General features: G+C 47.2%; 14 protein-coding genes, 2 tRNA genes and 1 other RNA gene. 7 read left to right on the top strand and 10 right to left on the bottom strand.

Going from position 1 to position 26872, the window contains the following annotated elements:
* Positions 1-253: 253 nt before the first annotated feature.
* Together ffs and HPS55_RS02520 are read left to right on the top strand one after the other, a co-directional pair.
* Positions 254-352: signal recognition particle sRNA small type (ffs, locus tag HPS55_RS02525), an RNA gene on the top strand.
* A 2-nt stretch (positions 353-354) separates the two neighbouring features.
* Positions 355-428 (top strand) — tRNA-Thr (locus HPS55_RS02520).
* Positions 429-590: 162 nt separating this feature from the next.
* Here HPS55_RS02520 and HPS55_RS02515 read toward each other — a convergent pair.
* Positions 591-678: transfer RNA gene (locus tag HPS55_RS02515), tRNA-Ser, on the bottom strand.
* 126 nt (positions 679-804) lie between these two features.
* Here HPS55_RS02515 and HPS55_RS02510 point away from each other — a divergent pair.
* The gene (locus tag HPS55_RS02510) at positions 805-3336 is read left to right on the top strand and encodes an endonuclease MutS2 (RefSeq protein ID WP_172176868.1); all 2532 of its coding nucleotides are present in this window, start codon (positions 805-807) and stop codon (positions 3334-3336) included.
* A 501-nt stretch (positions 3337-3837) separates the two neighbouring features.
* Here HPS55_RS02510 and tamL read toward each other — a convergent pair.
* The 9 genes from tamL to sppA all read right to left on the bottom strand — a co-directional run bounded on the left by tamL (position 3838) and on the right by sppA (position 19170).
* A complete protein-coding gene (gene tamL / locus HPS55_RS02505) occupies positions 3838-6150 on the bottom strand; it encodes a translocation and assembly module lipoprotein TamL (protein ID WP_172324661.1) in 2313 nt (770 codons plus the stop codon).
* Positions 6134-10852 carry a translocation/assembly module TamB domain-containing protein gene (locus tag HPS55_RS02500; RefSeq protein WP_172324659.1) on the bottom strand — a complete coding sequence of 1573 codons (4719 nt, stop codon included), beginning with the start codon at positions 10850-10852 and terminating at the stop codon, positions 6134-6136. Before HPS55_RS02500 ends, tamL begins: the two co-directional genes overlap by 17 nt.
* 310 nt (positions 10853-11162) lie before the next feature.
* On the bottom strand, positions 11163-11840 hold the full coding sequence (locus tag HPS55_RS02495; protein WP_172176862.1) for an RluA family pseudouridine synthase: 678 nt from the start codon (positions 11838-11840) through the stop codon (positions 11163-11165).
* Between the two features lie 111 nt (positions 11841-11951).
* On the bottom strand, positions 11952-12698 hold the full coding sequence (gene fabG, locus HPS55_RS02490; RefSeq protein ID WP_172176860.1) for a 3-oxoacyl-[acyl-carrier-protein] reductase: 747 nt from the start codon (positions 12696-12698) through the stop codon (positions 11952-11954).
* 118 nt (positions 12699-12816) lie between these two features.
* Entirely contained in the window at positions 12817-13410 is a 594-nt protein-coding gene (locus tag HPS55_RS02485; protein ID WP_172176858.1) for a TetR/AcrR family transcriptional regulator, read from the bottom strand.
* Between the two features lie 875 nt (positions 13411-14285).
* Entirely contained in the window at positions 14286-15350 is a 1065-nt protein-coding gene (gene thiL / locus HPS55_RS02480; protein ID WP_172324657.1) for a thiamine-phosphate kinase, read from the bottom strand.
* 147 nt (positions 15351-15497) lie between these two features.
* Entirely contained in the window at positions 15498-16307 is an 810-nt protein-coding gene (locus HPS55_RS02475) for a purine-nucleoside phosphorylase (RefSeq protein WP_172176854.1), read from the bottom strand.
* The gene (gene lpxK, locus HPS55_RS02470) at positions 16192-17364 is read right to left on the bottom strand and encodes a tetraacyldisaccharide 4'-kinase (protein ID WP_172176852.1); all 1173 of its coding nucleotides are present in this window, start codon (positions 17362-17364) and stop codon (positions 16192-16194) included. Before lpxK ends, HPS55_RS02475 begins: the two co-directional genes overlap by 116 nt.
* Before the next feature lie 33 nt (positions 17365-17397).
* Positions 17398-19170 (bottom strand): signal peptide peptidase SppA, encoded by a 1773-nt coding sequence (gene sppA / locus HPS55_RS02465; RefSeq protein ID WP_172176850.1) that lies wholly within the window; start codon positions 19168-19170, stop codon positions 17398-17400.
* 484 nt (positions 19171-19654) lie between these two features.
* On the opposite strand from sppA, the gene HPS55_RS02460 reads away from it, so the two are divergent.
* The 4 genes from HPS55_RS02460 to HPS55_RS02445 all read left to right on the top strand — a co-directional run bounded on the left by HPS55_RS02460 (position 19655) and on the right by HPS55_RS02445 (position 26591).
* Positions 19655-21010, top strand: a complete 1356-nt coding sequence (locus HPS55_RS02460) for a rhamnogalacturonidase (protein WP_172176848.1) — start codon at positions 19655-19657, stop codon at positions 21008-21010.
* Between the two features lie 253 nt (positions 21011-21263).
* The gene (locus HPS55_RS02455; RefSeq protein ID WP_172176846.1) at positions 21264-21533 is read left to right on the top strand and encodes a co-chaperone GroES; all 270 of its coding nucleotides are present in this window, start codon (positions 21264-21266) and stop codon (positions 21531-21533) included.
* A 134-nt stretch (positions 21534-21667) separates the two neighbouring features.
* Positions 21668-23299 carry a chaperonin GroEL gene (gene groL, locus HPS55_RS02450; RefSeq protein WP_172176844.1) on the top strand — a complete coding sequence of 544 codons (1632 nt, stop codon included), beginning with the start codon at positions 21668-21670 and terminating at the stop codon, positions 23297-23299.
* Between the two features lie 343 nt (positions 23300-23642).
* Positions 23643-26591, top strand: coding sequence for a DUF4450 domain-containing protein (locus HPS55_RS02445; protein ID WP_172176842.1), 2949 nt, complete (start codon positions 23643-23645; stop codon positions 26589-26591).
* The last annotated feature ends 281 nt before the right edge of the window (positions 26592-26872 follow it).

The raw sequence follows: 26872 nt of genomic DNA, 5'->3' as shown, positions 1-26872 counted from the left end.
TATACTTATGTTTGTGTACAAAACATTCTATTTGCATGCAAAAGTACAAAATAAAATTCAGAATAGCGTTATACAATGTGATATTATTGATTTGAATATGGCTCGTTTGTGGTTTATGGTTGATATTCGGAATTATGTATTGTCAGGATATGCCGTCATGTGAAAAAATAAGTTAAAAAAGATGCGTTTGTTTGGATAGTAGATTGTTTTATGAATTTATTTCCCTACCTTTGCATCCGCTTAAAAGAAAGACGGGCAAGTCTTGCACGGCCAGCTCCCTTCGAATCCTCCAGGACGGGAACGTAGCAAAGGTAGTTGGTTGTAGCGGCGCGATGTAAGTAGCTTGCCCACCCCGCCTCTTTAGCTCAGTTGGCCAGAGCACGTGATTTGTAATCTCGGGGTCGTTGGTTCGAATCCGACAAGAGGCTCACCCCAAAAGGGAGGTTTATGCCTCCCTTTTTGTTTTTTCAAGATGTTAATTGATAAAGGTGGCTCACACGATAAATCATTATTTGAAATGGGATCACTTTGGAATACCTGTTTCCTAAAATGAGAAAACCCGCTGTAATTCAGCGGGTTAATTCTTGTCTTGGCGGAGAGAGAGGGATTCGAACCCCCGGTACCTCTCGGTACGGTAGTTTTCAAGACTACTGTAATCGACCACTCTACCATCTCTCCTTAATAAGGGGAATAACGTTGTCGCGTTATCTTAAAAGCGAGTGCAAAGGTATTGTTTTTTTTCGATATATGCAAATATTTGAGAGTTTTTTTGCTATAAATAAAGCAAAATAGTAACTTTGCAACATGATTTATCCTAATAACTTTGAACAAAAGATTGGTTTCGACGAGATAAGAGCATTGCTGAAAAAGCAATGTTTGAGTACACTCGGTAAGGAAATGGTAGACGAGATATCGTTTTCGGACAATGCCGAAACGGTTAACGAATGGTTGCTTCAGGTGAAAGAATTTCGCCGTATGCAGGAAGATACAGACTCTTTTCCTATGCAATATTTCTTTGATGTACGCGAATCGGTAACCCGGCTACGGCTTGAAGGGACCCACATGGAGGAAAGCGAGCTCTTCGATCTGCGTCGCTCTATGGAGACGATATGCAGTATAGTGAGAATATTGTCAGAAAGCGAAGATTCAGCCTTTAAATACCCTGCCCTCAACAGACTGACAGAAAATGTAGTCACTTTTCCTGAACTTATACGACATATAGACCGTATACTCGACAGATTCGGTCACATGAGAGATGATGCCTCGCCAGCATTGGCAGAAACACGCCGTGAACTATCACGTACAGAGGGAAGCATTTCGCGTACATTGTATAGTATATTACGATCGGCACAGAGCGAAGGCCTTGTTGAGAAAGACGTTACACCGGCATTTCGCGACGGACGTCTCGTGATACCCGTGGCACCGGCACTGAAACGGAAAATACGCGGTATCGTACATGATGAGTCTGCCACTGGGAAAACCATATTCATCGAACCGGCTGAGGTCGTGGAGGCCAACAACCGAATAAGAGAACTCGAAGCTGAGGAACGCCGTGAAGTGATACGGATACTGAAAGAGTTTGCCAAGCAGGTTCGTCCGCACGTACACGACATTCTCAATTCCTACCACTTTCTTGCCCAGATAGACCTCATACACGCCAAAGCCGAACTTGCCGACAGAACCAAAGCCGTCGAACCCCATGTCGAGACTTTTCCGCACATAGACTGGATACATGCCATACATCCATTGCTACGCCTGTCTCTTGACAAACAGGGCAAACAGGTAGTGCCGCTTGACATAATGCTGACACGCGAGCGATTCATCCTGATAATATCCGGTCCGAACGCCGGTGGCAAGTCGGTCTGCCTGAAAACCGTCGGTCTGCTGCAATACATGATACAGTGCGGACTACCGGTACCCTTGGGCGACCGTTCACGGGTTGGCATATTTGAAAGCATAATGATAGACATCGGTGACGAGCAAAGCATCGAAAACGACCTTAGCACATACTCAAGCCATCTGACAAACATGAAGCAGATGATGCGCAACAGCAATGAGAGAACGCTGCTGTTGATAGACGAGTTTGGCGGTGGAACCGAGCCACAGATTGGCGGGGCCATAGCCGAAGCCGTGCTGAAGCAGTTCTGCCAAAGAAAAGTATTCGGAGTTATTACAACACACTATCAGAATCTGAAGCACTTTGCCGACAGCCACGACAATGTAGTAAACGGCGCAATGCTTTACGACCGCCACAACATGCAGGCCCTGTTCCAGCTCGCCATAGGTCAGCCCGGCTCGTCGTTTGCCATTGAAATCGCCAGGAAGACAGGAATCCCGGAAGAGGTGATACGAGACGCGTCGGAGATTGTAGGTTCCGAATATATACAAAGCGATAAATATTTGCAGGACATTGTGCGCGACAAACGCTATTGGGAAAACAAGCGTCAGACAATACACCAGCACGAGAAAACCCTTGAACAACGCATCTCGAAATACGAAAACGACATACGCGAACTGGAACAGAGCCGCAAGGACATAATGAGACGGGCAAAGGAACAGGCTGAGGAACTGCTTCGTGAAAGCAACCGCCGTATAGAAAACACCATACGCGAGATACGTGAGAGTCAGGCCGAACGCGAGGAGACCAAACGTATACGCGAGGAACTGAACGCCTTCAAGGCCGAGGTGAGTGAGATTGACACCAAGGCCAACGACGAGATGATCGAGCGCAAAATGCGGCAGATACAGGAACGGAAGGAAAGAAAAGAAAAGAGGAAGAAAGAAAAACAGGAAAAGAAAGGAAATCCGGCAGTAGGCACACAGCCGGCTACAATCAGCCAACAGACTGAAAATGGAAAACAACAGTCGATAAAATTCACCGCAGGCGACACTGTTCGTATAAAAGGTCTCACTTCCGTAGGACAAATAGAATCCGTTGACGGCAAAATGGCTACAGTAATCTTTGGAGACATGCGGACGAAGATGCGTGCCGACCGACTTGAGCGTGCCGACAATCCAAGACGCGAAGAGCCCAAGACATATACCTCCGTAGGACGCCAGACCCGAGAGGCTATAGACAACCGAAAGCTCAATTTCAAGCAAGATCTCGACGTACGTGGCATGCGTGGTGATGAAGCTGTGAATGCCGTCACCTACTTCATCGACGACGCTATCCTTGTCGGCATGGCCCGGGTACGTATACTACACGGTACGGGAACAGGCATTCTGCGGCAACTCATACGTCAATATCTCGGTACTATTCCCAACGTCACACACTACCGTGACGAACACGTTCAGTTTGGCGGTGCGGGCATCACGGTTGTTGATTTGGAATAATTCACAGCACATTCTCCTGCTGTATAATGCAGACAACCAAGATGTAAATAAAGAAAGAAGACCATAATGAATCGGACTCAGCCTGAACGATTTGTCTGTGGCACATTTCGATGTAAGCAAAGATTGTCCATGCAGAACCGTATATTCATAAATATCTTTACTTTAATATATGTTAAACAGTATATGAATCGCGATTTCCGGACGAGGGCTCCGGAAATCGCGATTTTTGCTTCAAACGGGAAGCGCTGACAGTCAATATGTTATGGTAACAAAGTTTTGTCAAGAAAGCAGATAGGGCGGTTTCGCATTGCAATAAGGCCGTTGTCGCATTGCGAAACAGGCCTTATTGCACTATGAAACGGCTGTTGCGGGAGTGTCGGGAGGCCGTTACGGCAGGTAAAACGGTTCAAAAACATGTGTCAATCACGCAGAGACGGGCTTAAGTCTTTTCTATTCCGATAAAAAATAAAAGTTAAATTTTCAGAATTAACAGGACAATAATCAGAACGGATAGCCGATGGCGAAATGCAGGCCGACACCATCCCAGAATTTGGGTATATTATAGTATCCGCTTTTTCCTGTGTCGTATGGTACGTGGATTGCAACGCCAAGGTCAAGGCGCAATACAATGAAGTCCATGTCGTATCTCAGGCCCACACCGGTTCCCGTAGCCAGCTGACGGAAAAATGTGGACGGCTTGAATTCAGAGTCAGGTCGGTTCGGGTCTTTTTTAAGTAGCCATATATTTCCGGCGTCAAGGAATGTTGCGCCGTAGAGATTGCCGAAAAGATTGAATCGATACTCAAGGTTCAGTTCGAGTTTGATGTCACCGGTCTGGTCAAGATATGCATAATTGGTGTTGGGAGCCACGTATTTGCCCGGACCTATGCTACGTACGGTGAACGCACGTATGCTGTTGGCACCACCTACATAAAACTGCTCGTTGTATGGCGCACGGTCAGAGTTTCCGTAAGCCCAAAGTATCCCTGCTGCCACACGGCCTACAAGCTGTGATTTCTGGCCCGTCTGCCATGTCTTTCGTAATGATGTGTTGAGTTTCACAAATTGTGCAAAGGGATTGCCGAAAAGACCTTTCCCCTTTTTGCTGAAATCCTTTCCGGCTGCCACATAGAACAGAGACAGTAAGTTACCGCCCTCTGTTACTGTTGTCTCCCAAAGGATGGGATTAAGACTTCCTGTCGGACTGGTATATGTATATGTGTACTTTATTTTCGGTACAAATTGGTTGCGCATGGATACATAGATGGCGGGGTTAGCTGTCATTATAGAGTCGAATGTGGCAGTTGTGTTGCGCAGGAAATTGTAATCGAGCAACAAAGGACTGAATTCGTGGCGCGAGTTTGGAGAAGTCTGAAATTTATAAGTAAGACCTGCCGTTACGGTAAGCATCTTGAAATAGTTTGCGCGGTTGAGTACATTGCCGGAAAGTGAAAGCAATGTTGATGGAGGCTTGTAGAAACGGTGTCGGCTGTAAAGGCCAAATGGTGCTTCTATGCGCGGGTATTCTACAGATATGTCGGCACCATACTCGTATGAGTTGATTGCCGAACTGCTGCCTCCCGATACCCGACGTCCTGTCTGCCATTCATAAGACCCTTTCAGGCTGAAGTTGAGTTTTTCGCCACCCCGGAAAGCATTTCGTTTGGTTACATTGAGCACAAGTCCCGGGCCGGTACGGTCGTTGCTCTTTATCATATAGTTGGCTTCGATTGAACCGTCATATGGCTTGTCGAACACACAGTTAAGTGTCATGTCCAACGTGTCACATGCGGCTGTTGTGTCACGTGGGGTGAATTTGAAATCTGACATGCTGAACAGTCCAAGACTGTTTATCACTCCGGCCGATTCCTGATAGTTGGTCTGACTGTAAAGTTGTTTGCGGCGCAGTTTTATGTCTCGAAGCAGGGTGCGCAGGCGTATGGGCGGTTTCTTTCCCGAATAATATACAGACAGATTGCGGTGTATGATGGAATCGGTGAGTTGCTCCATTGCAGAGCGGCGTAATTCCACACGCATGCGTCCAATATACCACTTACGACGTGCTTCCGCAGGCATTCCGGCTACAGGTTGCATATGTAACTCTACACGTCCGGGGTTGGATACGGAGTCGGCAAGGAAAACAGAATAAGCCGAACGGTAGAAATAAAATCCGTTGTCACGGAACAGGCTGTTCAGACGGTTGCGTTCCGCGTCAAGACTTGATACGGCAAAGGCTTCACCTGTACGCAAGCGGCTGTTGTCCATTGTGGTATGTATCAGACTGTCCATCTCTGCCGGATAGCGCAGATACTTTATAGTGTCGATTGTATATAATTGGTTGTTTTTCACCGTGTAGCTGATTTTCGCTTTTTTCGGATTCTTTTGCGGAATAATCTCATATCCTACATCGGCATTGAAATAACCATTGGAACGAAGCAGATTCTTTGCCACCAGGGCGCGCATCTTCGGACTTACGTAACTTACGAGAACCGGCTCATGTCCGAATGTTTTAAGCATCCACTTGCCAAATTTTGATGTGCTGTTGGCGTATCGGTTGTATATCCACAATTTAAGCTGAAACGGTGTGCGGTAATATGAGCTGCCGAGCAATGCACCGTTCGGTGCGCAGGTCAGGGCGGCTTCCACTTCTTCCTCAACCTGTACTGAATAGTCGCTACTGTCACGGTCCAGATAGTTAATCTTCTTTAGTCCGGTGTACAGTACTTCTCCTTCAGGCAGATTGCTTGTTGTTGAGCAACCTGCGCAGAACATTGTCAACAGGATTAATGCCAAGAATCTATTTACTGTTTTCATTTGCGTTTATCGAGTCTGTGGAGTTGGTTTTTTTATTTGATTTTTCTTTGCGCAGTGCGTTGCCTGAAATACCGCCAGATGCCATTCCTGATGAACCTTGTAGCCTGTTTAAGGTATTAGGACCGGTGTCGCTGCTACGGAAATTGAATAACCGCCATAGACGGTCGGCCTTTTTACGCCATACGAAACCGGCTCCGTATTCAGAGATGTTTCCTTCGAGAAGATCGTAGGCTTCCTTGTTATAGAACAGCCGCACATATCGCATGGCTGTTTGGTCGAGGCGGTACTCCAATGATACGTTGTCGATGAACGTCTGATCCTGTTCCGCCACAGCAGCATTGCCTCCGTCAGAGAGTTTTCCGCCGATGACAAAGTTTACGCGGTTGTTCCAGAACCGCTTGGCAAACTTGAACGAGTAGTCTGTATAAGTGTTACCGGTAGCGTCCGAATTCTGGTCAAATCCAAGGCTGAGGTCCATAGTTCGCATGGCGCTTCCCGTAATATTGTTTATCTGACTGTTCAGGAACGAACTTAAAGCACCGTTCATTGAGAAGTTTCCTGTGCTGTTGTCTGTAATATACATGCCTGTAGTGAGCATCATCACTGCTATTTTGCCACGTTCTTCGGCACTCATGGCAGCCAGCTCGTTGGACATAGACATGTCTTCCGGAGCATTTATTGTGAACTCAAGTCCCATGTCATTCAATGTTTTTGTCACCTTTACGCCACAGTCGAACATTACGCTACGGTTCTCGCCGCTTTCTGTAGTCACCATGGTCTTGACCTTTTCCGTAGCCGTCAGATTTAGCCGTGGGTTCATCATGTCACCGGTGAATTCTATGTAGCTGCCTTCACCGATATTGAATGTCTTCAGTGGAATGATGGGCAGAGAATATTTCATTTTTCCATCGACGATGGTATATCTTCCGAACAGTTGCAAATCGTCAGTAGAGTTGTATACCATGCGCAATTCTCCGCCACCTTCTATATCCACATAGTTTGATTGGTCGGCATTTAGGGCGCACTTGATATGTGCTCCCGATTCAATGTCCATCATTAATTGCATGTCCAGACCTCCTATGGCAGGTTTGTCGGCTTTTTCCACAAGTGTAGTGTCTCGGAAGTCAGTGAAAGTTACAATTTCTTTTAGATGGTCGTCGGTGTTGAGCGGCGAATCTTTCAATATATATGTCATGTTGGTCTTTCCGAGCACGTCAAGTTTTCCGCGCATTACAAGGTCGTCAAAACTGCCGGCAAGCGAACCATAGAAATTGACGAACGCCTTGCCGTATGCCACGGAGTTGCGTTCTTGCCTGGCATCTATTATCTGATAGTCGCGTGCCATCATCTTCAGGTTCAGACGTATGTTGTCCAAGTTTGAGAAGTCAATATTGCCGGCAATGTTAAGCGGATTGGAATTATGAGCATACATAGTGAAGTTTTCAAATAGAAGATTGCTCTTTACGACACGTACAGGATCGTTGTCGAAACGCAGGTTCATACCATAAGGCACGCTTACGATGTATGACGAGTCGAGCAGCACCTCTCCGTCCACAACCGGTTTGTCAAGTGCCCCTTTTACATCAACCTTACCTTCGGCATATCCCGTAAAGCCGAAAATTCGGTCAGGGATGAAACCGTTGACCATTGACAGCGGGAATCGTGTCATGTTGAATGTAGCGTCAAGCAGTCCGCCGTTTTCGTCTTTGTAAGTTCCACTAAGAACACCAATCTCGCGTCCGTCACAGTTGAGTGTGGCTTCAACAAAGTGTGCACTGTCTTCTTGCTGTAAATATGCAAACTCGCTGTTCAGGTCACCTATAGGACAGTTTTCATACGCCATTTTCCTGACAGTCATATCCGATACCATGGCTATTTTCTCGTTTTTGTCGAGCTGGACATGGAAATCTCCGTTAAGCAATCCGCTGATACGTGGTGCGTATGGTAATACAGACGTTATTTTTTCGAGATCAAATTGATTGAGGCTGACAGTAAGGTCCTGAAGCATGTCTGTGTCCTGGTCTTCCGAGTATATCTTCACACCCGTTTTGTCATCAGCCACAAGGTCTATGTCGGCCATGATTCTCCTGTTGCGTCCGAGCATTATATAATTGTCGTTGTTCAGGTTGAATACCTTATATCCGAGTACCGGCTTTTCCGGAAGCAACTTCACATGTATTCCGCTGTCAAGCATCTCGGCTCTTGCACCGAGGAGCACTCCTAATTTGTTTGCCGCATCATAGTACCTGACATTCATTTCCGTGCTTTTTTCATGAATCACACCGTCAAATAACGTACGGAAAACAAACTGCGGGTTTCGTTTGTTGTTCTGTACCATTCCGGTTAAGCGAACATCGTCCATATCTTGATATATGCGCAGTCTGACAGTGTCAATTCGCATACTGTCGGCAATGATGGAGTAAAGGTGCATGTCCGCGTTAACTCCGTTTTGCGGTGATGCGCTGAAATCGACGAATAGGTCCTTGAACGAGAAGCCCTTGAATCTTAAGAAATTGGCCATTGGGTTGTCCGGTCCGCTGACAAGCCTTAGTTTTATGTCGGGCAATTTTTCACGTAACCTTGGATGGTCAATCACTTTGTCATGCATTTGGGTCGATAGTTCGTCTGACAGTACGTTGCCTTGCTTTATCAATTCTTCATAGCCACAACCTGCTGTCATATAAAGATTCATGCTTCCGCTCGACATCTTGGCCCATGTAGTGTCGCGTGTTGTTGTTGCATCCACTGTGAGATCGGCCGGACGATATGTCTTTTTCTCCGTCTGTATGGTGAAATCATTGAAGTATCCTCTAATCATGTGATACTGCTTCATGTCGGATGCAATATCTACATGGGCACACATACCGGCGATAAACGGCTTTTCCATAATTCGCAGTCTGTACAGGTCGGCCTTGTTCATATCCGTACCGATGGTGGCTTGTATACGGTTAGGGTCGAGCAGGGCATCTACGTCTATCGTTCCGTCCATCAGTGCGTTGCGGCTTTCAAGATGCCCATGGGCCATGCCGTCGGCAATCCGGGCTCTTACATTCATCTTGTCAAGCACCCAACTGCCGTAAACAAATGTGTCGACAGATGCTTCGGCTTGCATCCGGAAGCGTTTCGAAAGGACATCTGTGCCGGCTCCTTTCATGTCCATATGTGCAGTAATAATGTGTAGAGAGTCGTTTGGGATGAAATGGTTGAGGTTTATACGGTCTATGCCCACGACAGCCTGATAAGCCGTGTTGGCGGCATTGAAACTGCCCTTGGCCCTTATTGTGCCTATGCCTTCACGCAGTGCAAGGTCGACGGCGTACCGTTCGTGGTCGGCTTGTATATTTCCGTCAATGCTCATTCCCGACGGTATGCGGAAACCTGCCGCTGTAGCGGGGTCAAGCAAGGCCGTAAGAAAACCGACATTCCATGTGCGGGCTTTCATTTTCATGTCTGCACGCATTTTTTTCATATCTGTAGGATTGTCAGCATATCCGTCGGCCGTAATCATAAATGCCGTGGGCAAGTCTATATGCAAGTTGCGTATGTCGGCATGGTGCAGATTGCCGCTTACTCTTCCGCTTACCTCAAGTGGACGGGTAGGGTAGCCGTTGACAAATCCTCGTGGCATGTCTCCGAAAAACTTCATTACATCCTGTTTTCCCAATGATGCAGATAGTCTCACATCCATAGTTCCCGGGTTTATACTGTCTGTAACGTTGAGATCAGCCGTGGCCGTGAGTTCCACATCGGAATATGGTGTACGTAGTACCATTGACGGCACTGTCACCCGCATGGAGTCAAGGGAAAGTTGGCCTTTCAGTTTTGTCAGTTCCATGCCGCAGCGTTCTTTCAGATGGCAATGGCTGATATTGAGATGAGCAGCCATGGGGCTGTAATATATTGAGTCTATGCCAATGTTGATGTCGTTCAGTGCAATGTGCGAAGGATCAAGACCTTCGGAACGATCTGCATTAAGATTGTCATAGGTCAACGAACCGTTGTCCCACACTATATTGCCTATATCGTATGTACCGTTTCCCAGATCGAATGTGCCGCGGCTCATGGCCATGTCTTTCATATAGGCCTGTATCTGCAATGTATCTCCCGGCATCAGCACGCTCACGGTGGTGTGCGATATTCCGATACGGTCTATGTTGATTTTCCATAGTGTCTCTGAAGTTGTGGTGTCCGGCGGTACAGTGTCGTTAAGTGCTACGTGTACGTTTGCATCGCTCAATTCGACATCTCCCAAATCTACAGTCTCAAGCCCGAGGTCAACGCTCCGTCCCGATACGGCAAGACGTCCCAAAGACCCTTCGACATGTGCCGAGGCAATCAGATTTGAGGTGTTCACTTTAGTTTTGTTGAGTTCCAATGTGTTTATCACTACCTGTTGCTTGAACAATGGTCGGAGTTGGATGTCGACAACCAGTTTGGACACGTCTGCCACAGTGTCGCGTACTTGTGGCAACGAGTCGTTACGGCTGATGACCTTGAACCCCTCGACACTTAGGTCTAATGGAAATTCGAGTCTTATTTTGTCAACGCTGATGTCCATACCGGTTTTTTCCGATGCGTAGGCAACTGTTTTTTGTACCGCCCAATTCTGAACCGGCGGAATATAAAGCAGTACCGTAAGTATGACAAACAGCAATATTGGAGTCAACAGGACTATTCCTATCCACAAAAACACCTTTTTCATAATGTCAACAATGCGATATATTGATTTATGTCTACAAAGATAAATATTTTTTTCTTAGACATGAAAAGTGTTAAACGAAAAAAACAATGGTTCATATTTATTATGAAAGAACTGCCGACACGGGTTGAAAACATATAACTGTTTCGGTTGCAATTGAGGGTGTTGCAAAACGTCGTATTTATATGGGCATTTACAGGGACGAACCGTGGCGTGTATGTTGTAGATTCATGATGATAGAATTGGGTGAGATGCGGTGTGCTTCCATACAAATATTGAAGCATGGGTGTTATTCTGAAGTTTTGCCACCGTCTCAATCTGTTTTGTGTCCCAATGTATGCCACAGCGTATCGTCGGGCAGTGTGGCTTCGGCACATATCGGTAGTTTGCTTACGGGGTGGACAAACTCTACGCGACGGGCCATCAGTGATATGCTTCCGTCGGGATTGCTGCGTCGTGCGCCATATTTCAAGTCGCCCTTTATAGGGCATCCCATGGCTGCCAACTGACAGCGTATCTGATGGTGGCGACCGGTGAGCAGGTGTATTTCGAGCAGACGGTAATTGTCGCTGCGGCCGATGATGCGATATTCAAGTACGGCTTTTTTCGATTGTGGAACTTCACGGTCATAGGCGTAGCTTTTGTTCTGGCGTTCGTTGCGTACAAGCCAATGTTCCAGACGGCCTTCATGTTGTGGCGGTTCGTTGCGTACAATTGCCCAATAAGTCTTGTGTATATTGCCTGCACGGAACATTTCGTTCAGACGTGACAATGCTTTCGACGTACGGGCAAAAACTACAATACCGCTCACAGGGCGGTCGAGACGGTGCACTACACCGATAAACACGTTTCCCGGTTTGTCGTACTTTTCCTTGATGTACTCCTTGACGGTTTCTGACAACGTTTTGTCGCCTGTCTTGTCACCCTGTACAATCTCTCCGCTGTCTTTGCCGACGATTATGATGTGATTGTCTTCGTAAATTGGATACATGATATTATAATAAGCCCCCTTCAATTCCGTCAAGGTAGAAGAAGCCCTGTATGTATATATATTATGTCATACGGTTTTCCCTTGGGGGAGTTGAAGGGGGCGCTTTTTAAATTACATGTTCATTCCACCGTCAACCTGGATCACCTGACCGCTGACATAGCTTGACATGTCGGATGCAAGGAAAGTTGCACAGTTGGCGATATCGGCTACGGTACCACCGCGGCGTAGAGGTATCTTTGCTGCCCACTCCTTTCGGATTTCGTCAGACAGGGCCTGTGTCATTGCTGTGTCGATGAATCCCGGGGCGATGGCGTTGGCACGGATTCCTTTCGGTCCCATCTCCTGAGCAACACTTTTGGCCAATGCTATCAGTCCGGCCTTGGAAGCGGCGTAATTGCTCTGTCCGGCATTGCCGTGAACGCCCACTACCGATGCCATGTTGATGATAGATCCACCACGCTGACGCATCATTACCGGCACACAAGCGTGGATGAAGTTGAAGGCACTTTTCAGGTTGACTGCAATAACGGCATCCCACTGTGCTTCGGTCATGCGGAGCATCAGACCGTCTTTTGTGATACCTGCGTTGTTAACGAGAATGTCGATTGAGCCGAACTCCTCTTTTACCTGTTTTACCACCTCTTCTGTCTGCGCGAAGTCGGCAGCGTTGCTTGCATATCCTTTGGCCTTGACTCCCTTGGCTGCTATTTCAGCTTCAGTGGCCTTTCCGTTTTCGTCGATTACGAGGTCTGTAAACGCAACGTTTGCACCCTCTTCGGCAAATTTCAGCGCGATAGCTTTTCCGATACCGCGTGCAGCACCTGTGATAAGGGCTGTCTTACCTGTCAATAATCCCATTTTTTTGTTTGTTTTATTTTTGGTTATAATAAAAAATCAACGTTGCTTATTACGTATGTGGCATACTGTGATGGCCGTGTGTTTGTGACGTTAGAGGATTGTGGTGCATTCCGTCGGACTATGTGTTAATCTGCTTTCCTAAAGCGCCATATACTACTTTTGCAACAAACGGCTTGCTCATTTCCTCTGTCATGCCGTGTCCCAGGCGCCCATATATATAAGGTACTTCGAGCCCCTTGATACAATAATGGGTAATGTCAGCCACCAAGTCCACATTGTCTATGTCAAACTCCCCTTCGGCCTTGCCTTCGGCATATACTTTGCGAAACAGTTCTATTTCGTCTTCATCGAAGTTCTTGCGTATCTTCTCCACCATCCATATGTTCCGGAAAAATTCGGCGCGCAGGTTGCCGTTGCGCACCACTGTCTCCTTTATCATGCTGAGATGGGTGTATATCAGTTCAATGATCTTCTCTTGAGGCCGTATCTTACGTGCTGCCACCTCGTCGAGTTTGTCCGACAATCGTTCCAATTCCGACTCTATTACAGCATGATATACATCCTCCTTGCTCTTGAAATAGGTGTAGAGTGTGCGTCTGCCCTTACCGGAAGATACCGCGATGTCATTCATCGTTGTATTTTCGAGACCGTTTTTGGCAAAGAGTTGCCTGGCTACATCGACAAGTTTCTGCCTCGTCTTTGATATTGACATAATACGTTCCTCCCTTTGTTTTTAGTATTGCACATCACAATAGTCGTGTGCAAAGTTATTAATTATATCCCGATTGAGCAAATAAAAATTCACAAATTGTGGATTGGGCTCCGATTTTTTGTGTAGTTTTGTTTGGTCGACATAAAAACATCGTGTCTATGTATTGAAAGTACAGACTTGTTGCGGTCAGCTTGTCGTCGCTTATATAATGATGATAAGTTAGTCAACAAAATTAAACTATATCATCCTCTTGACAGAACGTGCCTTGACAGAACGCGCCCCAACGGGTAGGGTGGCCATAATTTGTGGTTCATTTTTAGTATCAAAATAGCATCAAATTTAGCAATAACTGTATGATATTTAAATAATTGACTTTTTATATTGTATCTCAAAGATGAACGTTATATGAGCGGAGTCGTTAAAATACGAAATTACTCAATTGCAACAATGTCATATTCTGTATTTTAATAAGTTGGTCAACAGAATTAAACTACATAATCACTCGGATATAGGATGGATACGCCCCAACGGGGCAACGAGCACATAGCCCGGGGCAGAGCGAAGCGGCACCCCGGGAACAACACGATTGATCATTCGCCCTGAAAGGGCAAAAGCGTTAATTATCAAATACTTACATTTTTACATTCCATATATTTTTATGCTTTTGCCCTTTCAGGGCGCGGGAATTGGCGATGTTTGATTCCCGGGGTGCCGCTGCGCTCTGCCCCGGGCTATGTGCTTTCTGCCCCGTTGGGGCGCATCCATCCAGAGCGTATTCATCCTATATCCGGACGATAATGTAGTTTAATTTTTTTGACTAACTTAGTATAATGATACAATATTGCGGTATGTGACTGTATTTGGGTCTTGAAAGACTATTGCAGCGGATTCCATCCCTGCGCTTTCAGCTCAAACTCGTTGTCGTCGCGTGTCACAAGTACGCATCCGAGATTTTCCTTTGTGATGTGTCCTATCAGTTTTACGTCGTCAATAAGTTCAATCTTGCTGTGGTCGCCTATTGGTACGGTGAAAAGCAACTCATAGTCTTCTCCTCCGTTGAGGGCACATGTGGTCACGTTCATATTCAGTTCTTCTGCCATCACAGCCGTTTGATAGTCTATCGGAATGTTCTTTTCGAATATGCGGCAACCGACATGGCTCTGTTTGCATATGTGCATCAACTCGCTCGACAGGCCGTCACTGATGTCCATCATCGCTGTAGGACGTATGCCGGCTTCATGCAGTCGCGCAATGATGTCACCGCGGGCCTCTGCTTTCAGTTGTCTTTGCAGCAGGTATTCTTTGCCGGCAAAGTCCGGTTGGAAGTGTGACAACTCGGCCAGAGCATTCCTGTCACCTTTTTTACGGGCTTCGTCCACTTGCTGATAGTATACGGACTTTTCGCGTTCAAGCAGTTGCAGTCCCATGTATGCAGCCCCGAGGTCGCCCGACACGCATACGAGGTCGGTTTCCTTGGCACCGCTACGGTATACGATATCCTGTTTGTCGGCCTCTCCGATACATGTGATGCTGATGGCCAGTCCGGTGTATGACGACGTTGTGTCGCCGCCGACAATATCTACATTCCATTTGTCGCAGGCCGAGCGCAGCCCTTCATAGAAAGTTTCCATGTCTTCCACGGTGAAGCGTTTGCTCAGTGCAAGGCTCACCGTAATCTGTCGCGGAGTGCCGTTCATGGCAAACACATCGCTGATGTTTACCATCGCTGCCTTATATCCGAGATTGCGCAGATCGGTGTACGTAAGGTCGAAGTGAACTCCTTCCATCAGCATGTCCGTTGTCACGAGTACCTGTTTGTCGGGATAGTTCAGCACGGCACAGTCGTCGCCCGCGCCTTTCATTGTCGATGTATTCTTTATTTTGATGTCTCTTGTCAGTCGGTCTATCAGCCCGAACTCGCCTAATTCTGATATATCCATAACTAAATAGGTAAGAGGTCTAAGTGCAGAAGTATGAGTGATGAGTGAAGAGGTATGATATGCCCTATGTCGTTCTTGAGTAAATAGCTTTACCGGAACGACATAGGGCATATCATACCTCTTCACTCATCACTCTGCTCTCATCATTTAATTCCTGTAAATCATTTCTCTTATAATTTCCGTCATCAGCGGCTGTGCCTTGTTGGCTGCTTCCTGCACCTCCTCATGGCTTACCTCTACGGGCGTATCCTCCAGCCCGAGGTCGGTGATGATGCTGATACCGAAAGTCTTGATGCCGCAATGGTGGGCCACAATTACTTCCGGCACAGTGCTCATGCCTACGGCATCGCCGCCAAGGCGGTGGTACATCTTATATTCGGCCGGAGTCTCGAACGTAGGCCCTTGCACGCCTACATATACACCGTGAACCACACGTATGTTTTTTTCGGTGGCAATGGCTTCTGCTTCGGCAATGAGTTTTTGGTCGTACGTCTCGTGCATGTCAGGGAATCGCGGCCCAGTGGGGAAATTCTTTCCGCGCAACGGATGCTCGGGGAAGAAGTTGATGTGGTCGGTGATAATCATCAGGTCGCCGATTTTGAATTCCGGATTCATTCCGCCCGATGCGTTTGAGACGAAGAGCGTCTCGATGCCCAGTTCATACATCACACGGATAGGGAAGGTCACCTCTTTCATCGAATATCCCTCGTAGTAGTGAAAACGGCCCTGCATGGCCATGATATCCTTTCCGCCGAGTTTTCCGAATATAAGTTTTCCACTGTGCCCCTCTACCGTCGATACCGGAAAGTTAGGGATGTCGCTGTATGCAAACTCGTATGTGTCAGTTATTTCTGAAGCTAATTGTCCTAGGCCTGTTCCCAGAATGATGGCTGTCTTTGGACTTGTTGTCATCCTTTGCTTTAACCAGGATGCTGTTTCTTGAATTTTTTCGTACATAGCCTATAATGTTTTCGTTAAACGTTTCTTCTTGTCCGAGCATGAATTCTATTTTTACCGGCAGCGTATATATATTGTGTCTTACCTCTTTGCTCAGCCCTTTCAGTCCGAATAAGCGTGTGGCATCTTTTTCGGTTGTGATGATAAGTTTGGGTCCCGGCATGTCGGCAAACGTTTCATTTATCTTTTCAACGTCTCTGGCGGTAAAAGTGTGGTGGTCGCCGAATGTGAGTGGCTGTATGTGTGTGGAATAGGGGCTTAGATCTACTATCATCTGCCGTGGAGATGCAATGCCGGTCAGGAGCAATATATGGTCGTCGGCGGATATAGTGTCGAGCGGGCGCTCCTCGCCGCAGTATATAGGGCGTAGTGCATCGTAGTCGAGCATGGTGAAGTACAGATGTTGGTAAGGATATAGACACATAGCCTTGGTGATGACACGAAACTCCATTGGTTTCAGGTCGCGCGGGCATTTGGTCACTATTACGATGTCTGCCCTGTCTTTTCCCGACAGCGGTTCGCGCAGTCTGCCGGCCGGCAACAGCTTGTCGTAGATAATCAGTCGGTGATAATCTACAAGCAGGATGTTGATGCCGGGTTTTACATATCTGTGTTGGAAAGCATCGTCCAACAATACCACGTCGATTTTCTTGCCGGCCTCGCCTTCCGTCAGCTTGTTTATGCCGTTATGCCTGTTCTTGTCCACAGCTACGGTTACATGTGGGAATTTCTGTTTCATCTGATACGGTTCGTCACCGATGTCCTTGACAGTAGACTCTTCGTTCGCTATGACGAATCCCCTGCTTTTGCGTTTGTAGCCGCGGCTGAGCACCGCCACGCGGAATTTGTCTTGGAGCAGTCTTATAAGATATTCCACGTGAGGCGTCTTGCCTGTGCCGCCAACGGTGATGTTGCCCACCGAAATCAAAGGCACGTCAAAACTGTGGCTTTTCAGCATACCCACTTCGAAAAGTGTGTTGCGCAGCCTTATCAGGCTGCCGTATATCCAGCTCAGTGGCAGCAGCCAGTTGTTTATCTTTATGAAGTCGCCTTCCATGTTATTCTGATAAGAGTGCTTATGCAGTGTTCTTTACTTTATTACTATATGATACGGCAGGCGTGCTTGTATGGCGTCGCGATTGCCTATGCTCTTCATGTATGAGAACGGCTCGTAGTATTCGCCGAGTGTCTCCTTGAGCTGTTCGTCTATGTAGTTCTTGCTGCCTGCCTTTGCCATGAGCTGTTCCATCCAGTCGGGCTTAGCGGGATAACTGGCTGTGTGGTGCTCTTTCAGTTTTGCCAGTTCGGCGGCTTTGGCCACTGCCTTGTCAAGCCCTCCCAAATTGTCAACGAGCTTCTGTTTCAAGGCGTCGCAGCCAGTCCATACACGACCTTGGGCGATGTTCTCTACTGCTTCGACTTTCAAGCCTCTTCCGTCGGCCACGCGCTTGCGGAACAGTGTATACCCGCGGTCTACGTATGCTTCGAGTATTCTCATTTCCTCTTCATTGAACGGGCGTGCCATAGAGCCGAAAGCACTGTGCTTGTTGGTTTTCACTTCGTCAAACTTTATGCCGAGTTTGTCGGTCAGCAGGCCGCTCACATCCGGGAACATGCCGAATATTCCGATGCTTCCCGTCAGAGTGGTGGGTTCGGCATAGATATAGTTGGCCGGACAGCTGATATAATAGCCGCCCGATGCAGCCATGCCACCCATGGACACTACCACCGGCTTTTTGGCTTTGATGTTCATCACCGAGTGCCATATCTGTTCGGAGGCATAGGCACTGCCGCCACCTGAATTGATTCGCAGTACCACGGCTTTTACATTGTCGTCCTTTGCCAGTTTGTCAAGATCCCGGCAAACATCTTCCGAAGCGATGCAGGCATTCTCGGTCAGCCCTCCGGGATTGGTCACCACGATATCGCCGTATGCATAGTAAACTGCAATCTCGTCACCCTTTTTGCCATTGTCGTCGGGCAGGTTTAGCATGTCGTTCATTGACAGTCTGTTGATTTTCTTGTCGTCCTTTATTTTCAGCATGGCCTTTATCTCGTTCTTCACTTCATCGGTGTACATCAGTTTGTCAACGAGTTTCATCTTTACGTAGTCCTGTGGATCGGAGAAAGCCGCATATGTGTCGGCGTATGCGTTGAGTGTATCCTTGCTGAGTCTGCGGCTTGCGGATACGTCTGTGAGCATCACGTTCCATATGGTTTCGATGTATGCTGTCACCTGCTCGCGGTTGGGTTCGCTCATCTTTTCGGCTGTCATCATTTCCGGAGCACTCTTGTATTTGCCAACCTTGGCCAACTGGAACTTCACACCGAATTTGGCCAGCAGGTCTTTCAGGAACATCGGCTGTGCTGCCAGTCCGTGCCAGTCGACCATGCCCTGAGGGTTAAGCAGTACTTTGTCGGCAACGGAGCATATATAATATGTTGTCTGTGTATAGCTCTCGGCATAAGCCACTATCCACTTCCCGCTTTTTTTGAAGTCTGCAAGACTGTTTCTTATGGCTTGCGACGAAGCGGGGCTGTCGCTAACGAAAGCTCCCGCTTCGATATATATGCCTTTTATGTTCTTGTTTTCCTTGGCGGCACTTATGGCGTGAAGGATGTCGTCAAGTCCCATGTTGCCGCTTATGTTGCCTGTCAGTTGGGCCATGACATCTTCTTTGGATCTTTCCTCGAGAGTACCGGACAAACTGAGCACGAAGACGGAGTTATCTTTGACTTTGGTTGTAGTCTGTTCGGAGGCAATCATTCCTGCGAGCGCGATGATGCTGATGATACCCATTACAGCGGAGGCTATAAATATGCCCACAACTGTGGCAAGGGTCTGCTTTAGAAAATCTTTCATACTAAATTTGCGTTTTGGTTAATATGTTTTTTGTGTCGCCATAAAAGCAACAATTGCACGGCAACAATGTAGGGAAGTCTGTTGAGGCAATCTTGGTACAAAGATAAGGAATTTATTTATAAACGAGTATGAAAAGAGTCAAAAAAATAACGTTTTTGCTGAGCCGGATGGATAAATCGGGTCCACTCTGACTCAGTAACGCTGGGAAACGGGGTGGAATAAGGTAATTTGTCGTGATGGCAAGCTCGGAGTAAAAAAGTAATATAAGTTGTTTTACAGACCAATATAAGTTATATTACCAAGCAATATAAGTTATTTTAGTGAGTAATATAACTTGTTCTACTTTATGCGATTGTAGCGTTTGCTGTGCGGCCAGCCGATTAACATTAGTTAAAGTAAGTATGTTTCGGTTTTCTCGTTATAAATTGTTATCTTTGCAGGAAAATAAGTAACTAATCAACAAGCAAACAAAAGATTTCAGATTATGAATTTCAGACTTATCATCACACTGTCGCTTGCATTGGTGTGCACGGCGTCATTTGCGAAAAAGAAGAAGGAAGTGCAGCAGCTGTTCCCCGACGGCACTCCGATACCTGCATGGTTCAGCGACACGGCAAAGGTAGATGTGGACAAACTCGGAAAACGGTATGTCGTGACAGATTATGGGGTGAAGAACGACTCCAACCTGTTGCAGACAGAGCAGATACAGGCAGTGATAGACCGTGCCGCAACCGATGGCGGTGGAGTAGTGGTCATTCCGCAGGGAACGTTTCTCAGCGGTTCTATCTTTTTCAAGCAGGGCACACATCTTTATCTGGAGAAGGGCGGACGCCTGAAGGGCAGTGACCGCATACGCAATTTCCGGCTTCAGACCACACGCATGGAGGGACAGACGCTGAAATATTTCTCGGCTTTGGTCAATGCCGACGGGATAGACGGATTCACTATAGCCGGACATGGCACTATAGATGGAAACGGGCGCAACTATTGGGAGGAATTTTGGATTCGCCGTCAGTACAACCGTCAGTGCACCAATCTTGAGGCCATGCGGCCGCGGCTGGTGTATATATCCAATTGCCGGAATGTGACTGTGCAGGATGTACGTCTTATCAATAGTCCGTTCTGGACCAATCATATTTATAAGACTGAAAATTTGCGTTATCTCGATTGCTATATATATGCTCCGACGAGCGGAGTGACGCCTGTCGACCCCAAGCGCGGCGCACCCAGCAGCGACGCCATCGATCTGGATGTGTGCAAGAATGTGCTTATACGCGGATGCTATATGAGTGTGTGTGACGATGCTGTGGTTCTTAAAGGCGGCAAGGGTACATGGGCGGATAAGGACACGACCAACGGACCGTGTTCCAATATCATTATCGAGGACTGTACATATGGCAAGGTTCACGGATGTCTCACATTGGGCAGCGAAAGTCTGCACGACCGCAATGTTATTCTGCGCCGCTGTACAGTGACCGATGCCAACCGTGTGCTGTGGCTGAAGATGCGTCCCGACACGCCTCAGCACTATGAATATGTGGCGGTTGAGGACATCTCTGGCGACTGCAACAGTTTTCTTGTGGTTCGTCCGTGGACTCAGTTTTTCAAACCCGAGCAGCGCGACGACATGCCGCTGTCTACATGCAACAACATTTCTTTCAAGAACATACGCGTGAAGAGCAAGAACTTTTTTGATGTGGGCAAATCGGACAAGTATCGCCTTACCGACTTCAGTTTTACCGACTGCGAGATAGAGGATACGAAGAAGGCTTTCGACTCGTCATTGATAGAAAACTGTACAGTGAAGAATCTCGTGATAAACGGAGAGGCAAAGAAATAACAGCATTGCGAATAAATATACTACGTGGGTGTTGCAAAACTTGGGATCCGTTCAGCCGGTATTGGGGCTTTGATTTAATTCTGAAGTTTTGCAACACCCATGTTCCGTCTGGTTGACGGGTGCCGCATTTGCAGATATATGTGTCACTTTGTCAGTCGTTGTGGCTTTGGCATGGTTTTCGCATCACTGCATGTGGCTACGGTCATGAGTATATTTCGGAACAATAAACATAATAATTATAAGTATAAAAGTTATGAACATTAAACCATTAGCAGACAGAGTGCTGGTGCTCCCCGCACCGGCGGAAGAGAAAGTAGGAGGAATCATCATTCCCGACACCGCGAAAGAAAAACCGCTTCATGGCAAGGTCGTTGCAACAGGCAACGGAACAAAGGATGAGGAAATGGTCCTCAAAGAAGGTGACGAGGTACTTTATGGCAAATATTCCGGTACGGAGCTTGAGCATGAAGGCGTGAAATATCTCATTATGCGTCAGAGTGACGTGTTGGCTGTCATTGCATAATGAATATTGTCGAGAGTTGGTACTCATGCATTGACAGTTGTTTTAGGTAATATTTACACATTATTATATATAAAATATAAAGCCGGTAGTTTTTCTGATTCTAAAGGAATGCCGGTGAAAGTTAATTAAAGATTATGGCAAAAGAAATAAGATTCAATATGGACGCCCGCGATCTTCTTAAGAAGGGCGTGGATCAGTTGGCTGACGCAGTGAAGGTAACACTCGGACCTAAAGGCCGCAATGTGATTATTGAGAAAAAGTTTGGTGCCCCGCAGATAACCAAGGATGGTGTTACCGTTGCAAAGGAAGTGGAGCTTGAAGACCATTTCGAGAATACAGGTGCACAGCTAGTGAAGAGTGTGGCCAGCAAAACTGGCGACGATGCCGGTGACGGAACTACAACAGCCACTATCCTGGCACAGAGCATAGTGAACGTCGGATTGAAGAATGTTACGGCCGGTGCCAACCCGATGGACCTCAAGCGCGGTATCGACAAGGCCGTGGCCGCTGTTGTTGAATATATAAAGAACAACGCCGAGAAGGTTGACGACAACTATGACAAGATTGAGCAGGTGGCTACAGTATCGGCAAACAACGACCCTGAAATAGGCAAACTGATTGCCGATGCAATGCGCAAGGTAAGCAAGGATGGTGTTATCACTATCGAGGAGAGCAAGAGCCGCGATACATATATCAATGTGGTAGAGGGTATGCAGTTTGACCGTGGTTATCTGAGCAGCTATTTCATGACAGATGCCGACAAGATGGAGTGTGTGATGGACAATCCGTATATACTTATCTACGACAAGAAGATAAGCAATATCAAGGATTTCCTGCCAATCTTGCAGCCTGCTGCAGAAAGCGGACGCCCGTTGCTCGTAATAGCAGAAGATGTAGACTCAGAGGCTCTGACTACACTCGTTGTCAACCGTCTGCGTGGCGGTCTGAAGATTTGTGCAGTCAAGGCTCCCGGTTTCGGTGATCGTCGCAAGGCTATGCTTGAGGATATTGCCGTGCTGACAGGCGGTACCGTCATCAGCGAGGAGAAGGGTCTGAAGCTCGAGCAGGCTACTCTTGAGATGCTCGGAACCTGCGACAAGGTTACTGTGACAAAGGACAACACCACTATCGTAAACGGTGCCGGTGCAAAGGAGGCTATAGCTGACCGTATAGCACAGATAAAGAATGAAATCAGCAATACCACAAGTTCTTACGACAAGGAGAAGTTGCAGGAGCGTCTGGCAAAGATGGCCGGTGGTGTAGCTGTACTTTATGTAGGTGCCAATAGTGAGGTTGAGATGAAGGAGAAGAAAGACCGTGTTGACGATGCACTTTGTGCTACCCGGGCTGCCATTGAGGAAGGTGTGGTTGCCGGTGGCGGTACAACATATATCCGTGCTCTTTCGGCTTTGGCCGGACTGAAGGGCGATAATGCTGACGAGCAGACCGGTATCAACATTGTGGAGCGTGCCATTGAAGAGCCGTTGCGTCAGATTGTCACCAATGCCGGTGGCGAGGGTGCCGTGGTGGTGCAGAAAGTGCGTGAAGGTGAAGGCGACTACGGATACAATGCCCGTACAGACGTATATGAGGATATGCGCAAGGCAGGCGTTATAGATCCGGCCAAGGTTTCGCGTGTTGCTTTGGAGAATGCGGCTTCAATTGCAGGTATGTTCCTTACAACCGAATGTCTCATCGTAGACAAACCTGAAGACAAGCCCGCAATGCCTATGGGAGGTGCTCCGGGTATGGGCGGAATGATGTAATATTGTAAGCTGTAGATAGCAAATAAAAGGAGGTTGTTCTGAAAACAGCCTCCTTTTTTACTGTTTGCTGCTTTTTTGTATATTATTTAACCCAAAATATTTTGATTAGACTGATAAAGTCTTTATCTTTGCATTGTCTTAAAAAGATAATTAATTCTTTATACAAGAAAAGAATAATAAAAAGATATTTTTGATTTGTTTTAGTAGATTAGTTTTTAAGTAGTTTGTTTTTAAAGCCGGAAGTCGTGACGACTGCCGGCTTTTTGATTGTAATATTTGCGTGTGTCGGAAATAATGCCTATATTTGCAGGATATGTAAAAGATAACAAATTATACTAAGCAAATGAATCTGAAACAAATCAACATCGTGCTTATTGCCATAATGGCGGCGTCGCCTGTCGCATCACAGAAAAAGATAGGCGATTTCATAGAGTCAAAATCGTGGAACGAGGCCAGTCGCGGAGCCAAGCGTACCATGCACTATCGTCCGGAGGAGCGTGCGTTTGTATGTGAGAACGGTACGGCCCGCTACACGCGCGCACTTTATGGCGGACATACCGACTATCGCGTGGAGACAAGCGACAGGCCGGTATTCGCCGTGTTCAAGAAAGGTAAGCACCGGAATGTGCGTTTTGAAGTTAATGGCGTTCCATTAGATTCTACCGACTATTGCAAGGCATGGTATGTCGATGCTTCGCGTATCTATTTGTTGCGCGACAAGCGTTGGGGTGATGTCGAATTGCGTATGTCGGTGGTGGCTCTGCAGAATGAAGAGAGCGCTCTGTTCCGTTTTGAGAGCAGCAACCCTTCCTATCCGCTTGATATCAAGGCCATTGTGTGCAACATACACGGTAAGGGCATGAAGCGCAATGGGGATATGGGGGCCGACCCGTATGGTGTGTTGGAGCCTGCTGCCAACGCCCGGCCGGTAATATCCGGAGCCACTTACGGAGCAGGTCGGGCTATGGCATACGTGTTTGTGAAACTCAATGAAGTCAGTGACATTGCATTTGAGCGTGCCTCCATGCTGTGGGAAGAGACTGTCGAACATAATAAGATGCTGGCAGGCAGAATAGAGTTCAATACTCCGGATCCGTATATCAACACTCTTGGCGGGGCGCTTTCGGTGGCAGCCGACGGCGACTGGGACGGACAGACATGGTTGCATGGTTGTATTGGCTGGCGGATGCCGCTGGCCGGTTGGCGTGCGGGATATCTGGGTGATGTGCTTGGATGGAACGACCGTGCCCGTTCGCACTTCGATGCTTACGCCAAGAGTCAGGTGACCGATGTGGAACCTGTTATACCGCATCCTTCGCAAGACCCGAAGATGAACATGGCGCGTGCGGAGAAGAAGTGGGGTACGCAGATGTACAGTAACGGGTATATATGCCGCAATCCCGAGAAGAACAACCAGATGCACCACTATGATATGAATCTGAACTATATGGACGAATTGTTGTGGCATTTCTGTTACAATGCCGATACGGCTTATATGCGTAAGATGTGGCCTGTGATAAAGTCGCACCTTGCTTGGGAGAAGCGCAACTACGATCCTGACGGTGACGGATTGTACGATGCCTACTGTTGCATTTGGGCCAGCGACGCACTGTATTACAGTGGCGGTGCTGTAACCCACTCATCTGCTTATAATTATCGCGGTAACCGTCTTGCCGCGCGTATAGCCGAGATTATCGGCGAGGATGCCGCACCATATCGTGCCGAAGCCAAGCGGATACTAAAGGCCATGAATTCGCGTTTGTGGCTTGACGGAAAAGGACATTGGGTGGAATTTGAAGAGTCTCTCGGGCTTAAACGCAAGCACGAAAGTCCTGCCGTATGGTCTATATACACACCCATAGACTGTGGTGCAGGTACGCCCGAACAATTCTGGAGAGCTACCCGCTTTATAGACAATGAGTTACCGCATATTCCTGTTGTTGCCGACGGGCATGATTATGGCTCGACCATATCTACAACCAACTGGTTGCCATATTCATGGAGTATCAACAATGTGGCCTCAGCCGAGGTTATGCATACGGCACTCGCTTATTATGAGGCCGGACGACATGAAGCTGCCTTTGGTCTGATGAAGGCCAATATAATGGACCAGATGTATATAGGAGGAAGTCCGGGTAATTTCGGTCAGCTCAGTTTTTACGATGCCGCCCGTGGCGAGTGCTACCGAGATTTCGGAGACTGCATCGGTATATCCTCACGTGCGCTCATCCAGGGACTTTTCGGCATAGTGCCTGATGCTCTTAACGGGCAATGTGTAATCCGGCCCGGATTCCCGTTGTCTTGGGACAGTGCATCGGTAGTTACACCTTATATGACATATCGTTACAAGCGTATGGGTAATAAGGATGTCTATGATATCACTCAAAACTTTGCACGTCCATTGAAGATAGTATTGAGACAGAATGCTGATCGTGGAGCTTATCGTGAAGTGGAAGGCACGGATGAACACCATCAGGTGATAACTGTTGACAGAACAGCCCCTAATGCGGCAACCATGCCTGAATATCATGTCGAGACATTACCCACTCCGACACAACTCGGACTTGATGAACCGTCGAAAGGCAAGTTTACGTGTGTGAAGATGGACAATGTGCTGAATGCAAATGTCACCGATATATATGAGAATAGATATCTGTCTCCGCGTCCGGCCACAACCACGCTTCAGATACCTGTTACGGGGATAGGAGAGTGGTGTCATCCCGACCTCAGTGCCGACATCAACGACTCTCTTTTCCGTACCAAGGTCAAGGGGGATAAGTTTGTGGCTTCAGGAGTGCCTTTCCGTACTTTCCGCAAGGGCAACAACATTGCTTATACATCACTTTGGGACAATTATCCCGATCGCATCACTGTGCCTCTTGCCGGTAGGGCCTCATCGGCTTATTTGCTCATGGCCGGTTCTACGAACCATATGCAGAGCCGAATCGACAATGGCGTCGTTACAGTTGCATACACTGACGGCTCGACCGATACGTTACGTCTGCGCAATCCCGACAACTGGTGTCCGATAGAACAGGACTATTATGTAGACGGCATAGCGTTCTGTACAACATCTCCACGTCCTTATCGCATTTCATTAGCCACCGGTGAGGTGAGTCGTGATCTCGGTGAAACTCTTGGAATAGGCGGTGTATATGGGCGATATATCAAGGGAGGTGCGGCCCAGATGCTGAAGATGCCGCTCAATCCTGCCAAGAAACTGTCATCGCTCACACTATGTACGTTGTCTAATGACGTAGTGATAGGATTGATGGCCGTTACATTGCAGTAACCATATCTTTTGATTCAGACATTCTCCGGGAACATTTTCTTTTAAGGAAATGTTGCCGGAGTTTTTGATAGAACTGATATTTGCATTTGTATATCGCTAAAATATAGAAACAATTGACGGTATTATCTTGCTTGATAGCACATTTTGCATATAAATAGTGACGAAATCTTGATTTATGTCAAAATATAAAGATGTTTCGTAACAAAATGTTTTTTTTATTTAAAAACAAAGGTTAAAACTCTTATCTTTGTAAGTGTCAATATGAAAGTTTGTACAATAAT

The sequence above is a fragment of the Xylanibacter rodentium genome (assembly GCF_013166575.1).
GTDB classification, from domain to species: Bacteria; Bacteroidota; Bacteroidia; order Bacteroidales; family Bacteroidaceae; genus Prevotella; species Prevotella rodentium.
The sequence above is the reverse complement of the archived record's forward strand: the minus strand, read 5'-3'. Positions and strand labels throughout refer to the sequence as shown.